Source organism: Streptomyces sp. NPDC090499 (genome assembly GCF_044769305.1).
Classification (GTDB): domain Bacteria; phylum Actinomycetota; class Actinomycetes; order Streptomycetales; family Streptomycetaceae; genus Streptomyces.
In genome coordinates this window covers 190,632-202,878 of the sequence record NZ_JBIVXP010000002.1, presented here as the reverse complement: position 1 = coordinate 202,878, position 12,247 = coordinate 190,632, and the positions used below count along the sequence as shown (strand labels likewise).

General features: G+C 70.5%; 12 protein-coding genes. 9 read left to right on the top strand and 3 right to left on the bottom strand.

Annotated elements, in window-relative coordinates; translation table 11 throughout:
• Nucleotides 1-435: 435 nt before the first annotated feature.
• Together ACIQVL_RS09280 and ACIQVL_RS09275 are read right to left on the bottom strand one after the other, a co-directional pair.
• Nucleotides 436-936, bottom strand: coding sequence for a cupin domain-containing protein (locus ACIQVL_RS09280; protein ID WP_403429837.1), 501 nt, complete (start codon nucleotides 934-936; stop codon nucleotides 436-438).
• A 35-nt stretch (nucleotides 937-971) separates the two neighbouring features.
• Nucleotides 972-1,916 (bottom strand): NADP-dependent oxidoreductase, encoded by a 945-nt coding sequence (locus ACIQVL_RS09275; protein WP_403429836.1) that lies wholly within the window; start codon nucleotides 1,914-1,916, stop codon nucleotides 972-974.
• Nucleotides 1,917-2,127: 211 nt separating this feature from the next.
• Between ACIQVL_RS09275 and ACIQVL_RS09270 the strand changes: the two genes are divergently transcribed.
• The 9 genes from ACIQVL_RS09270 to ACIQVL_RS09230 all read left to right on the top strand — a co-directional run bounded on the left by ACIQVL_RS09270 (nucleotide 2,128) and on the right by ACIQVL_RS09230 (nucleotide 10,534).
• Complete coding sequence (locus tag ACIQVL_RS09270) at nucleotides 2,128-3,111, top strand: helix-turn-helix domain-containing protein (RefSeq protein ID WP_403474902.1); 984 nt, start codon at nucleotides 2,128-2,130, stop codon at nucleotides 3,109-3,111.
• Nucleotides 3,112-3,706: 595 nt separating this feature from the next.
• Nucleotides 3,707-5,038, top strand: a complete 1,332-nt coding sequence (gene pcaC / locus ACIQVL_RS09265) for a 4-carboxymuconolactone decarboxylase (protein WP_403474901.1) — start codon at nucleotides 3,707-3,709, stop codon at nucleotides 5,036-5,038.
• A gap of 64 nt (nucleotides 5,039-5,102) precedes the next feature.
• On the top strand, nucleotides 5,103-5,738 hold the full coding sequence (locus ACIQVL_RS09260) for an MBL fold metallo-hydrolase (RefSeq protein WP_403444850.1): 636 nt from the start codon (nucleotides 5,103-5,105) through the stop codon (nucleotides 5,736-5,738).
• 114 nt (nucleotides 5,739-5,852) lie between these two features.
• Nucleotides 5,853-6,632 (top strand): exodeoxyribonuclease III, encoded by a 780-nt coding sequence (locus tag ACIQVL_RS09255; protein ID WP_403444847.1) that lies wholly within the window; start codon nucleotides 5,853-5,855, stop codon nucleotides 6,630-6,632.
• Between the two features lie 16 nt (nucleotides 6,633-6,648).
• Nucleotides 6,649-7,056, top strand: coding sequence for a DUF6278 family protein (locus ACIQVL_RS09250; RefSeq protein ID WP_403444844.1), 408 nt, complete (start codon nucleotides 6,649-6,651; stop codon nucleotides 7,054-7,056).
• A 161-nt stretch (nucleotides 7,057-7,217) separates the two neighbouring features.
• Nucleotides 7,218-7,961: an amino acid ABC transporter ATP-binding protein gene (locus ACIQVL_RS09245; protein WP_403474900.1), complete on the top strand. Its 744-nt coding sequence runs from the start codon at nucleotides 7,218-7,220 to the stop codon at nucleotides 7,959-7,961.
• Nucleotides 7,962-7,977: 16 nt separating this feature from the next.
• Nucleotides 7,978-9,033 (top strand): glutamate ABC transporter substrate-binding protein, encoded by a 1,056-nt coding sequence (locus ACIQVL_RS09240; protein WP_403474899.1) that lies wholly within the window; start codon nucleotides 7,978-7,980, stop codon nucleotides 9,031-9,033.
• A gap of 11 nt (nucleotides 9,034-9,044) precedes the next feature.
• Nucleotides 9,045-9,689, top strand: coding sequence for an amino acid ABC transporter permease (locus tag ACIQVL_RS09235; RefSeq protein WP_403444835.1), 645 nt, complete (start codon nucleotides 9,045-9,047; stop codon nucleotides 9,687-9,689).
• A complete protein-coding gene (locus ACIQVL_RS09230) occupies nucleotides 9,686-10,534 on the top strand; it encodes an amino acid ABC transporter permease (protein WP_403444832.1) in 849 nt (282 codons plus the stop codon). Before ACIQVL_RS09235 ends, ACIQVL_RS09230 begins: the two co-directional genes overlap by 4 nt.
• 44 nt (nucleotides 10,535-10,578) lie before the next feature.
• Here the strand turns inward: ACIQVL_RS09230 and ACIQVL_RS09225 are convergent, their stop codons facing one another.
• Nucleotides 10,579-12,147 carry an alpha/beta fold hydrolase gene (locus ACIQVL_RS09225; RefSeq protein WP_403474898.1) on the bottom strand — a complete coding sequence of 523 codons (1,569 nt, stop codon included), beginning with the start codon at nucleotides 12,145-12,147 and terminating at the stop codon, nucleotides 10,579-10,581.
• Nucleotides 12,148-12,247: the final 100 nt, after the last annotated feature.

Here is a 12,247-nt window from a genome sequence, read left to right as displayed (position 1 = left end):
CGGTGATCGCCGGCGACAGCTGCCTGCCCCCGGCGAATTCCTCACCTCCGGCACTCCCGGAGCCATCGCGATCGGCACGCGTTCCCTGCCCAGCTGTCGGGCCATGGTGCTGGTAAACCGTCTTCCGTGCGACTGGAGCCGGTGGGTGAACCTGTGTTCACCGGATACCCCGAAGCTGCTGGAGTGCTGACAGCGTGCTGGGGAGGTTTGCGGCGACTGGGCTCGGGCTAAGCTGGCCGCGGTGGTTCATGAAGTGCTGGAAGAGGTCGATCGCTTCGTCAAGGCGATCGACCCTTTGCGTACCCGCCCGTTTGCGCGCCCGAAGCGGGACCGGGGCTGGCCGATCCCGGGATCACGTCGACCTCTCGGAAACGGTCCGGGCTCGCTGGTCGTCGGCCGTCGGTAGACAGGTGCCGGGCTTGTCGGCCCTGCGGGCTACAGGAACTCGCTTCGGTAGGCCGAGGCCAACTCGGCCGCGCGGCGGCGGCGTTCCGCGAGTTCGTCCTCCGACAGCCGAGGCGGCGGCGCGTCCTTGCCCGCGACGACATCGCCGATGCGCGTGAAGTACTCGTCCTGGCCGGCGGGGGTGCACATGCACAGCATGCGGGCCGGCGCCCCCGAAGCGTTGCGGAAGTTGTGCGGTGCGTTGGCAGGGATGTTGATCGTGGACCCGGCCCGTACGGTGTGCTTTTCGCCGCGGAAGGTGAACTCGATCTCGCCTTCGAGGATCGTGAACATCTCCTCGAAGTCGTGCCGGTGCGGCGGCGGGCCGCCGCCGTCGGGGACGTGCATGTCGATCAGGCAGTACCGGCCGTCGGTCTGCTCGCCGGTGACCAGCATTCCGTAGGTGTTGCCCACCAGTGAGATGTACGTCGTGCCGGGGGCGTCGGGGTTCGCCACGGTCAGCGAGCGGGACGGATCGTCGTCGGGGATCATCGTGGTCGCCTCCTCGAAGGTCGGTCGGGTGGGCGTCAGGCGCCGGGCGTGACGACGACCTTGCCGCTGGGCAGTGCGCCCGCGGCGGCGTCGGCGTGCAGGGCCGGCAGCTCGGCCAGCGGCACTTTCCGGGCGACCTCGACGCGCAGCTCGCCGCGGTCGACCAGCTCCACCAGGTGCGACAGCTGCTCCGCGTCGCTGCGGACGAACAGGTCGACGCCCCGTACGCCGCGCTCCTCGTCGGTGGGTGCGGGCATCCACACGGTGGTGTTCACCAGGACACCGCCGGGGCGGATCAGGCCGAGGAGTGCGGCCAGCTGTGCCGGTTCGACCGGCGCGAGGTTGAGCACGACGTCGACCGGCCGGCTCACCGCCGCGACGACGTCGGCGGCCGTGTGGTCGACGACCTCGTCCGCACCCGCCGCCGTGACGCGCCGACTGCTGTGCGGGCCGGCCGTGGCGATCACGTGGGCGCCGGCCTCCTTGGCCAACTGCACGGCGTAGCCGCCGACCGCTCCGCCCGCGCCGTTGATCAGCACGCGCTGCCCGGCGGTCAGCTTGGCGTGCTCGAACAGCGCCTGCCACGCGGTCAGGCCCACCAGCGGCAGCGCGGCCGCGTCGGGCAGCTCGACGCTCTTGGGTGCCGGCGTCAGGGCCTCGGCCGGTGCCAGGACGTACTCCGCGGCGGCGCCGGGTCCCGCCATCGGCAGGAAGCCGATGACCTGGTCCCCGACCTGGATGCCGGTCACGCCCCCGCCGAGCGCGTCGACCGTGCCGGCGACGTCGATACCGGGTGTGTGCGGCAGCGTCACAGGGATCGGTCCCTGCATGAAGCCGGCGCGGATGTTGGCGTCGACGGGGTTGAACGACGTCGCCGCAACACGGACCCGTACCTGCCCGGCGCCGGGAACCGGCTGCTCCGCGTCCTCGTAGCGCAGGACGTCGGGATCGCCGTACTGATGGAAACGCACTGCCTTCATGGTCTTTTCTGCTTTCGCCCGAGAGGTCGTGGCACATCGCTTCGAACCCGAAGCAAGGCTTGGGTCTGTGGCGCCGGGTACACCCGGCAAGTGAAGGATCGTTGTGGGGAGTTGAAGCGAAACCGAGCGTAGGAACGGCCGTGCGTCGAAAGCGTGTACCTTCGCGACACCGGATGGGATTCCGGCGACATCCTCATCGGGTGGAGGGCACATGACGAGCAGGCCGCGATTCCTCGGCCCGGCCGGCAAGGTAGGCACGTTCGCCGTCGACGCGGACTCCACCGGCACCGGTCGGGGAACGTGGGAGCCGTTCATCGACACCTGGAACGACCGTATGGGAGACCTGTACCCGCTGCCGGAATTCAGCGCTTCCACGGTCGACGGCTTCCAGGGAATGATGCGCTCGGTGGCCCTGGAGGACACCGCCGTCAACGAGCTCTGGGGATCCTCACCCGTGAGCACCCGGGCAGTCGGGACGTACGAGCACGATGAGATCAGGTTGTACGTCGGGATGCGTGGCGCGGTGGCCCTGCAGGACCCGCACGATCAGGGCGGTGACGCGTACGTCTCGGCCGGCACCTACTTCATGCACCATGTCGTGACGGAGAACCACTTCCACACCACGCCCGTGATCGGCACCCGCATCTTCATCTTTCCCGGCGACGCCCTGCGGCCCCTGGTCGCCGGGAAACCGCGCACCGGCCGGGCCGCCTCGCCCGCGGCGCAGATCCTCATGGCACACACCAGCATGGTGCAGCGGACCGTGAGCGACCTCAGCCCGGCGGCAGCGCACGCCTCCCGCAACGCCCTGCTCGAACTGGCCAAGGGGCTGGTCCTCGACCACTTCGACGACCGCGAGCCCACCTTCACCCCGGCGCTGGCGCAGGCGGCCAAGGACCTGGCCGATGCGCGGCTCACCGACGCCGAGTTGTCGCCGGCCGCGATAGCGGCGCAACTGCACGTCTCCGTCCGTACCTTGCAGCGGGCCTTCGCGAGTCTGGACGAGTCGTTCAGCGCCTACATCCGCCGCCGACGCCTCGAAGAAGCGGCCGCGACGCTCACCGCCGCCGGATCACGGCTCAGCGTCTCCGAGGCCGCCGCGCTCTGGCATTTCACCGACAGCAGCCACTTCATCCGCTCTTTCAAGAAGCAATACCATGCGACACCGGCGCAGTTCGCCCGCCGACTGACGTGACGACCCACACCGGCCGCCGCGCGGAGCAGCGCCGGGAGGGTTGCGAGGCTGTCCACCACGTGCACCATGCGACCACGGCGGCTGCCTCCGCGAACTCATCGTGCAGGGCACCAACGAGGGCCTGGACGCTGCCCGCGCCTGCGGCGCCCGCCTTGGCCAGGCCCACCACACACGGCGACCTCGAATCCACAGGCGCCACACGTCGACTCGACATCCCACCGCAAGCGATCGTCCACGAGGGCCCGAACACCGCTGGCTTTGCATCTCGGTGCGGGAGTCGTTTCGTCCCAGAAATCTCGGACACCTGGCGGGCGTGGACACCAACTCGTTGGTACGAGCCTGTCAATATCAGCGCTGCTGATGGCCGGCGGCGAGGTACCCGACGACGTCGGCGCCCTTGCCGGCGGCGGCCCCTGATCGCGCCGTTCGCCTTCGTGGGCTGTTGTGCTCGGCCGGGATCGGAGCCCGACGCGAGGTGGGACGGGGGCTCGAACGCTTCGTCGCCCGAGATGTCGAGAGGTCGTTCACCCGATCCGGCCCGTCCCTTCACACCCCCCGGCATAGGGGAACCGTGGGATGTGGGAGCGTGAGTCGGGTGAGTGAGAGTACGTCCTACACCCTGCAATACCGCTTCGACGGGCCGGAGGAGGCCCCCGTGCTGGTTCTGGGCCCGTCCCTGGGCACCACCTGGCACATGTGGGACCGCCAGATCCCGGAGCTGGTCCAGCAGTGGCGGGTCTTCCGCTACGACCTGCCCGGGCACGGCGGTGCCCCGGCGCACCCCGCCGGTTCGGTGGCCGAGCTGACCGCGCGGCTGCTGGCCACGCTGGACTCCTTCGGCGTACAGCGCTTCGGCTACGCGGGCTGCGCGCTGGGCGGGGCCGTCGGCGTCGAGCTGGCGCTGCGGCACCCGGAGCGGATCGCCTCGCTGGCGCTGGTCGCCACCTCGCCCCGGTTCGGGACGCCGGACGAGTTCCGGCAGCGCGGCGTGATCGTACGGACGAACGGCCTCGACCCGATCGCCCGGACCTCGCCCGAGCGCTGGTTCACCGGCGGGTTCGCCGCCGCCCAGCCCGCGATCACCGAGTGGGCCGTCCAGATGGTCCGCACCACCGACCCCGGCTGCTACATCGCCGCCTGCGAGGCGCTGGCCGGCTTCGACGTGCGGCACGAGATCGCCCGCGTCGGCGTACCGACGCTCGTCCTGGTCGGCTCCGACGACCAGGTCACCGGCCCCGCCGAGGCCCGCACCCTGGTCGCCGGGATCCCGGACGCCCGGCTCGCGGTCGTACCCGGCGCCTCCCACCTGGTCCCGGTCGAGCAGCCCGCCGCCGTCACCGACCTGCTGGTGCGGCACTTCTCCACCGCGTGGCAGCCCGCCTACGACTCGACCACCGGCCAGATCGCCATCCCGGCCGCGCCGGTCAAGCCGGTGCTGCCCGCCGCGCCCCAGGCCGTCCCGCAGGTCGCGCCCCAGGTCGCTCCCCAGGTCGCGCCGATCGCCGAGATCGCCCCGGCCGTCGTGGCACCGCAGCCGTTCGGGCGGCCCGACCCCTACGAGGCGGGGCTGAAGGTCCGCCGGGAGGTGCTCGGGGACGCGCACGTGGACCGGGCACTGGCGCAGGCCGACGAGTTCTCCGGGGACTTCCAGGAGTTCGTCACCCGCTACGCGTGGGGCGAGATCTGGGACCGGCCGGGCCTCGACCGGCGCTCGCGCAGCTGTGTCACGCTCACCGCCCTGGTCGCGGGCGGCCATCTGGAGGAGCTGGGCTTCCACGTCCGGGCCGCGCTGCGCAACGGCCTCACCCCGGCCGAGATCAAGGAAGTGCTGCTCCAGGCGGCGGTGTACTGCGGCGTACCGGCCGCCAACAGCGCGTTCCGGGTTGCCCAGCAGGTCATCCGCGAGGAGACCACCCCCGAGGGCTGAGCGACCGGTGGGGACCGGGGAGTCCCCGCGGACCGCGGGACGGGCCGGGGGCAGGATGGTGACCATGAAGCTCACCAAGAAGTCCCACGCGTGCGTGCGCCTGGAGAAGGACGGGCGCACGCTCGTCCTCGACCCCGGCGGGTTCAGCGAGCAGGACGCGGCCGTCGGCGCCGAGGCGATCCTGATCACCCACGAGCACGCCGACCACTTCGACGAGGGCCGGCTGCGGGCCGCCCTGGACGCGAACCCCGGCGCCGAGATCTGGACCCTGAAGTCCGTCGCCGACCAGCTCGCCGCGGCCTTCCCGGGCCGGGTGCACACCGTCGGCCACGGCGACACCTTCACCGCCGCGGGCTTCGACGTCCAGGTGCACGGCGAGCTGCACGCGGTGATCCACCCGGACATCCCGCGCATCACCAACGTCGGCTACCTGATCGACGGCGGCCGGGTCTTCCACCCCGGCGACGCCCTCACCGTCCCCGGCCACCCCGTCGAGACGCTGATGCTTCCCGTGATGGCGCCCTGGAACAAGATCTCCGAGGTCATCGACTACGTGCGCGAGGTGAGGCCGCAGCGCGCCTACGACATCCACGACGCCCTGCTCACCGACCTGGCCCGGCCGATCTACGACCGCCAGATCGGTGCCCTGGGCGGCACGGACCACCAGCGGCTGGCGCCGGGCGCCTCGGCGGACGTCTGAGGCCGCAGGAGAGGCGGAGCCGGAGGAGAGGCGGGGCAGGAGGTTCGGGGCGGCGAGGTTCGGGGGCGGACGTCCGAGGGCCGGTTGTCAGAGGCGCCCGGTAGGTTGTGGAGCATGCGCATCGCGACCTGGAACGTGAACTCGATCACCGCCCGCCTGCCGAGGCTCCTCGCCTGGCTGGAGAGCAGCGGCACCGACGTGCTCTGCCTCCAGGAGGCCAAGGTCGCCGAGGCGCAGTTCCCGTTCGAGCAGCTGCGCGAGCTGGGCTACGAGGCGGCGGTGCACGCCACCGGCCGGTGGAACGGCGTGGCGGTGCTGTCGAAGGTCGGCCTGGAAGACGTCGTCAAGGGACTGCCCGGCGATCCCGGCTACGACGGCAGCGTGGAGCCCCGCGCGATCTCGGCGACCTGCGGGCCGGTCCGGGTCTGGTCGGTGTACGTGCCCAACGGGCGCGAGGTCGACCACCCGCACTACGCCTACAAGCTCCAGTGGTTCGAGGCACTGAAGGCCGCCGTCGCCGGGGACGCGGGCGGCAGCCGCCCCTTCGCGGTGCTCGGTGACTACAACGTGGCGCCGGCGGACGACGACGTCTTCGACGTGGCCGCGTTCGAGGGCCTCACCCATGTCACCCCGGCCGAGCGCGCCGCCCTCACCGCCCTGCGCGAGACCGGCCTGACCGATGTCGTCCCACGCCCGCTGAAGTACGACCGCCCCTACACCTACTGGGACTACCGCCAGCTCGCCTTCCCCAAGAACCGCGGCATGCGCATCGATCTGGTGTACGGCAACGAAGCATTCGGTAAAGCCGTGCAGGACGCCTACGTCGACCGCGAGGAGCGCAAGGGAAAGGGCGCTTCCGATCATGCTCCGGTGGTGGTGGACCTGGAGGTGTGAGTGTCAACCTGGAGCCATGAACATCCCCTTTCTGGGCAACAGGCACGGCAAGACCGGTGACGTCCCCCACCACGCCGACCCCGATCTGCTCGCCGAGTGCGAGCTCCTGCGCGCCCAGGCGGCCGAGGAGGGTGTCGCGCTCGACGACACCCCGGCCTCGCTGGAGGCCCTCGACCAGTTGCTCCCGCGCTGGCGGGACGACGAGGAGACCCTGACCTGGCTCGGCACCGACGCCGGCCTGTACCTGGGCACCGTCCTGATCCGGACCGTGACCGGCGCGGAGTGGGAGATCCGGGCGGACGGCGAGCCGGTCGTACGGCTGTCGTCCGGGCGGGAGTTCGAGGTCGTCGAGGCCGGTCACGACTGGGCCGCGAGCGGGGTTCCCGAACTCTCCCAGCTCTACGCGGAGGTCGCCGAGGCCTGAACCGCGATGCGGAGTTCTGGATGAACAGGTCGACGACGAACTGCGATAAGGATGGCATAAATACGGCTAATGCCCGAAAAGTGCGTGTCGTGCCTCAAGCCCACTCCCGGCTGGATAGTTTGCGGCAACCACGACACAGCTGAGAGCGGGTAGGGCTGCGGATGGCCGTCGATCCTCTGATCGAACTGCGGGACGTCAACAAGTACTACGGCGAGCTCCATGTCCTCCAGGACATCGATCTCACCGTCGGCAAGGGCGAGGTGGTCGTCGTCATCGGCCCCTCGGGGTCGGGAAAGTCGACACTGTGCCGGACGATCAACCGCCTGGAGACCATCGAGTCCGGGACCATCACGCTGGACGGCCGGCCGCTGCCCCAGGAGGGCAAGGCCCTCGCGAAGCTCCGCGCCGAGGTCGGCATGGTCTTCCAGTCCTTCAACCTGTTCGCCCACAAGACGGTCCTGCAGAACGTCTCCCTCGCCCAGGTCAAGGTCCGCCGGCGCCCGAAGGAACAGGCCGACCGGCGCTCGCGTGAACTCCTCGACCGCGTCGGCCTGTCGGCGCACACCGCGAAGTACCCCGCACAGCTCTCCGGCGGCCAGCAGCAGCGCGTCGCCATCGCCCGCGCCCTCGCCATGGAACCCAAGGCCCTCCTCTTCGACGAACCGACCTCCGCCCTCGACCCCGAGATGATCAACGAGGTCCTGGAGGTCATGCGGCAACTCGCCCGGGACGGCATGACCATGGTCGTCGTCACCCACGAGATGGGCTTCGCCCGCTCCGCCGCCCACCGGGTCGTCTTCATGGCCGACGGCCGCATCGTCGAGGACCGCACCCCGGAGGAGTTCTTCACCGCCCCGCGCAGCGAGCGCGCCAGGGACTTCCTTTCCAAGATCCTCAAGCACTGAGCGGGGAGCACCACCCATGGTCCGTACCACCCGTGTGCCCGCCCGTCGCGTGCCCGCGGCCCGCGTGCCCGCGGCCCGCGTGCCCGCGGCCCGCGTGCCCGCGGCCCGCGTGCCCGCGGCCCGCGTGCCCGCGGCCCGCGTGCCCGCGGCCCGCGCGCCCGCCGCCCTGGCCCTGTTCACCGCGCTGATCAGCGGCGCCGGTGCCGTGTTCGGTGCCGCCGGCTGCGGCAAGGAGGGCAGCCCGCCGCGGAAGGGCCCCGCGGCCGGCACACTCCCCGACTACCAGGTCGCCCAGGGCTTCCGGCTGCCGGCCTCCCCGACCTGGACCCGGGCGAAGAAGCGCGGTCACTTCGTCGTCGGCGCCAAGGAGGACCAGCCCTACCTCGGCGAGCGGGACCCGGCCACCGGCGTCTACTCGGGCTTCGACATCGAGATCGCCAGGATGATCTCCGCCTCCCTCGGCCTCGCCCCCGAGACCATCCGCTTCCGCACCATCGCCTCCGCCAACCGCGAGACCGCCCTGCAGAACGGCCAGATCGACTACTACGTCGGCACCTACACCATCAACGACAACCGCAGGAAGCTGGTCGGCTTCGCCGGCCCGTACTACATGGCGGGCCAGTCCCTCCTCGTCCGCCACGACGAGAACGACATCCACGGCCCCCAGGACCTCGCCGGCAAGCGCGTCTGCTCGGCGGCCGGCTCCACGCCGTACCAGCGGATCAGGGCCGACTACCCGAAAGCGGTCCTCGTCGCCTACGACACCTACTCCGTCTGCGTCGACAACCTGCTCACCTACCAGGTCGACGCCGTCACCACCGACGACGCCATCCTCATCGGCTACGCGGCGAAGGCCCCCGGCGAACTCAAGGTCGTCGGCAAGCCCTTCTCCAAGGAGCCGTACGGCATCGGCGTCCCCCGCGGCGACACCGCCCTGCGCTTCGCGATGGACGACGCATTGGAGGCACGTGAGAAGAACGGCGACTGGAAGAAGGCGTACGAGGCGACGCTCGGCCTGTCCGGCGTACCCGCCCCCACGCCGCCCCCGATCGACCGCTATCCGGCGAGCTGAGCGAGGACGGCATGAACGTACTGACCGACAACTTCGGCACCTACGCCGAGGGTTTCCTCGGCACCCTCGAACTGACCGTCTACTCCTCGGCGCTGGCCCTGCTCCTCGGCTTCGTCATGGCGTCCTTCCGGGTCGCGCCCGTCGGCTCCCTGCGCGCCTTCGGCACGGCCTGGGTCACCGTGCTCCGCAACACCCCGCTCACCCTCCTGTTCTTCGCGGTGCTGCTCGGCCTGCCCCGCTTCGGACTGGTCCTGCCCTTCCAGGTGTTCGCGGTCCTCGCCCTCGGCTGCTACACCTCCGCCTTCGTCTGCGAGGCGCTGCGCTCCGGCATCAACACCGTGCCCAGGGGACAGGGCGAGGCGGCCCGCAGCCTGGGCATGACCTTCGGGCAGACCCTCCGGCTGGTGATCCTGCCCCAGGCGTTCCGGTCGGTGATCCCGCCGGTCGGCTCCACCCTCATCGCGCTCGCCAAGAACTCCGCGATCGCGGGCGCCTTCAGCGTCACCGAACTCCTCGGCACCTACCGGACGCTGAGCGAACTCGGCTACAACATCGTCTGGACGTTCCTCTGGATCGCCGTCGGCTACCTGGTCCTCACCCTCGCCATCAGCGCCCTGTTCCACCTGATGGAGCGCAGATGGGGAGTGGCCCGATGACCGAGACCACCGCGCTCTACGACATCCCGGGACCGGTCACCAGGAGGCGGCACACGGCATACGGCGTCCTCGCGACCGCCGTCATCCTGGCCCTGCTCGCCTGGATCGTCCATCTCCTCTTCGCGGCCGGCCAGTTCACGTCCACGAAGTGGATGCCCTTCGCCTACGAGGGGATCCAGGAGCTCCTCCTGCGCGGCCTCGGCAACACGCTGAAGGCCTTCGCGACGGCGGCCGTGCTCTCCCTGGCGCTGGGCGGACTGCTGGCCACCGGACGGCTCTCCGAGCACCGGCCGGTGCGTCTGCTCGCCACCGTCGTCGTGGAGTTCTTCCGCGCCATGCCGGTCCTGGTGATGATCTTCTTCGTCTTCGTGGCGCTGAAGGTCCAGCCCCTGCCCGCCCTGGTCGCCGGTCTCACCCTCTACAACGGCTCGGTGCTCGCCGAGGTCTTCCGCTCCGGGGTGAACAGCGTCGAACGCGGCCAGCAGGAGGCCGCGTTCGCGCTCGGCATGCGCAAGACGCAGGTCATGTCGTACGTCCTGGCGCCCCAGGCCGTCCGGGCCATGCTGCCCGCCGTCATCAGCCAGCTCGTGGTGGCCCTGAAGGACACCTCGCTGGGCTATCTCATCACCTACGAGGAGTTCCTCCATGCCGGGAAACTGATCGCATCCAACCTCGACTACGATTTGCCCTTCATCCCCGTGGTGATGGTGATCTCGCCGATCTACATCGGGATGTGCATGTTGCTCTCGTGGTTCGCCGGCTGGGTGGCCAGGCGGGAGCGGCACAGTCCCAGGACCGGGGCCGCCGAGGTGGCCCCGGCCGAACCAGGGACGCTGCTGCCGTAGGGGCAGCAGCCAAAGGGCCAGGCCCGGCCGGCGGCAGCCGGAGATCACTGCTCGCGCAGCGGAACGGACACGTACGACGGGTCGTCCACCGGCGAGGAGAAGGTCAGCTGCGCGCCGGACGGGTTGTGCTCGATGTAGAGCGGGTCCACCGTGTCGACCACCAGCGCGAGCCGGTGCCCCGCGGGGACGTCGTAGGCCGTGGAGAACAGGTCCAGGTCCACGTCGAACGCTTTGCCGGGCGTCTTGCCGTGCCAGGTGTACGGCGCGTTCGTGACCAGCCTGCCGAGGCCGAGCGGCCCCACGTCGTAGAGGTAGGCGATCAGGGTGCCGCTCTCCGCGGTGGGGGTGAGGGTGGTGTGCAACCGGGCCGTGCCGCGCACCTGTTGCGTGCCGGTGTACCGCCCGGACTGCCAGACGGCGGCCCAGCGGCGGGGGAGCAGCGGGATCGAGGTGACCGGTGGCAGCTGGGCGACCTGGTCGAGGATGCTGGACAGGAAGACGGTCCCGCCGTCCGCGCCCGAGTCGATGTTCGCGTGCACGGTGGCCGTGCCGGCGAGGTCGATCTTCCGCCGGGTGGCGCCGACCGACTTCCAGTCCGGATAGCCCTCGTAGCCGCCCGCGGTACGGGACTTGAGCTCCACGGGCCGCTCGCGGTCGATCCCGTTGTCCGCGCCCTTGAGATAGTGGTCGAACCAGCGCCCGGTGTCCGTCCACACGTCGTTGGGCAGCCCGAACAGTCCGGTCAGTTCGGCGGTGGCGTGGTCGCCGGGGCGCAGTTCGAGGCGCTTGGGGCCGGTCAGCCGGTTGTAGAAGTCGGCGATCTGGTTCGGCGGGAAGATCGTGTCGCCCCAGGCGTTGGCGAGCATGATCGCCGCGCCGTTCTTGTTGATCTGGTCGACATAGGTCGCGGCGGAACGTTCCTTCCCCCAGTCGATCAGTTCCTGTTCCTTGGACGGGTCGCCGGCGAAGAAGTCCTTGAAGACCTGGCTGGTCTCCGCGCTCGGGCGGCCGGTGACCTGGCCGACGCCGTCCAGGAGGGCGGTCGCCTGGGAGTGCTCGGTGCGGCCCGAGTAGATCGAGTCGATCAGGTCGGCCCAGCCGCTCAGCGAGGCGACCGCCCTGATCCGGCTGTCGTGCGCGGCCGCCAGCAGGCTGATGCCGGCGCCGTACGACACGCCCGCCATGCCGATGTGCCCGGCGTCGGACGGGGTGTTGGCGAGCGCCCAGTCGATCACCTTGGACGCGTCGGCCACGTCGGGCGGCCCCGCCACTTCTATCCCGCCGCCGGACTGCCAGAACCCCCGGACGTTGTAGGCCACCACGACATAGCCGGAGTCCGCGAGCTTCTGGGCCTGGGCCAGGTACTGGACCTGGGGGAAGCCCCAGCTCGTGGGCATGACGAGCAGCGGGTAGCGGTGCGCGCCGTCGGCGCCCGCGGGCGTGACGACGTTCGCCTTGAGCGTCGTGCCGCCGTCGCCGGTGATGTCGACGAACCGGACGCCGTTCGCGGCGGCCTGGGCGGCCGGGGCGAACCCGAGGACACCGCCGGCGATCAGGGTCGCGGAGACCGCCCCCACGGCGGTCGTGCGCAGGGCCTTGCGATGGGTTCCCACAGGTCACTCCCCGTCTGTGTCAGAGCAAAGTGACCCGACGGTAACCGTGACCCCTTACTGCAAGTAACCCGTCGGTAAGTTACGTACGAGTAAAGATTGT

What these genes read in the sequence shown, in the direction of transcription:
- ACIQVL_RS09280 (WP_403429837.1), bottom strand. Translation starts at nt 936, where the DNA reads ATGATCCCCGACGACGATCCGTCCCGCTCGCTGACCGTGGCGAACCCC.
- ACIQVL_RS09275 (WP_403429836.1), bottom strand. Translation starts at nt 1,916, where the DNA reads ATGAAGGCAGTGCGTTTCCATCAGTACGGCGATCCCGACGTCCTGCGC.
- ACIQVL_RS09270 (WP_403474902.1), top strand. Translation starts at nt 2,128, where the DNA reads ATGACGAGCAGGCCGCGATTCCTCGGCCCGGCCGGCAAGGTAGGCACG.
- ACIQVL_RS09260 (WP_403444850.1), top strand. Translation starts at nt 5,103, where the DNA reads ATGAAGCTCACCAAGAAGTCCCACGCGTGCGTGCGCCTGGAGAAGGAC.
- ACIQVL_RS09255 (WP_403444847.1), top strand. Translation starts at nt 5,853, where the DNA reads ATGCGCATCGCGACCTGGAACGTGAACTCGATCACCGCCCGCCTGCCG.
- ACIQVL_RS09250 (WP_403444844.1), top strand. Translation starts at nt 6,649, where the DNA reads ATGAACATCCCCTTTCTGGGCAACAGGCACGGCAAGACCGGTGACGTC.
- ACIQVL_RS09245 (WP_403474900.1), top strand. Translation starts at nt 7,218, where the DNA reads ATGGCCGTCGATCCTCTGATCGAACTGCGGGACGTCAACAAGTACTAC.
- ACIQVL_RS09240 (WP_403474899.1), top strand. Translation starts at nt 7,978, where the DNA reads ATGGTCCGTACCACCCGTGTGCCCGCCCGTCGCGTGCCCGCGGCCCGC.
- ACIQVL_RS09235 (WP_403444835.1), top strand. Translation starts at nt 9,045, where the DNA reads ATGAACGTACTGACCGACAACTTCGGCACCTACGCCGAGGGTTTCCTC.
- ACIQVL_RS09230 (WP_403444832.1), top strand. Translation starts at nt 9,686, where the DNA reads ATGACCGAGACCACCGCGCTCTACGACATCCCGGGACCGGTCACCAGG.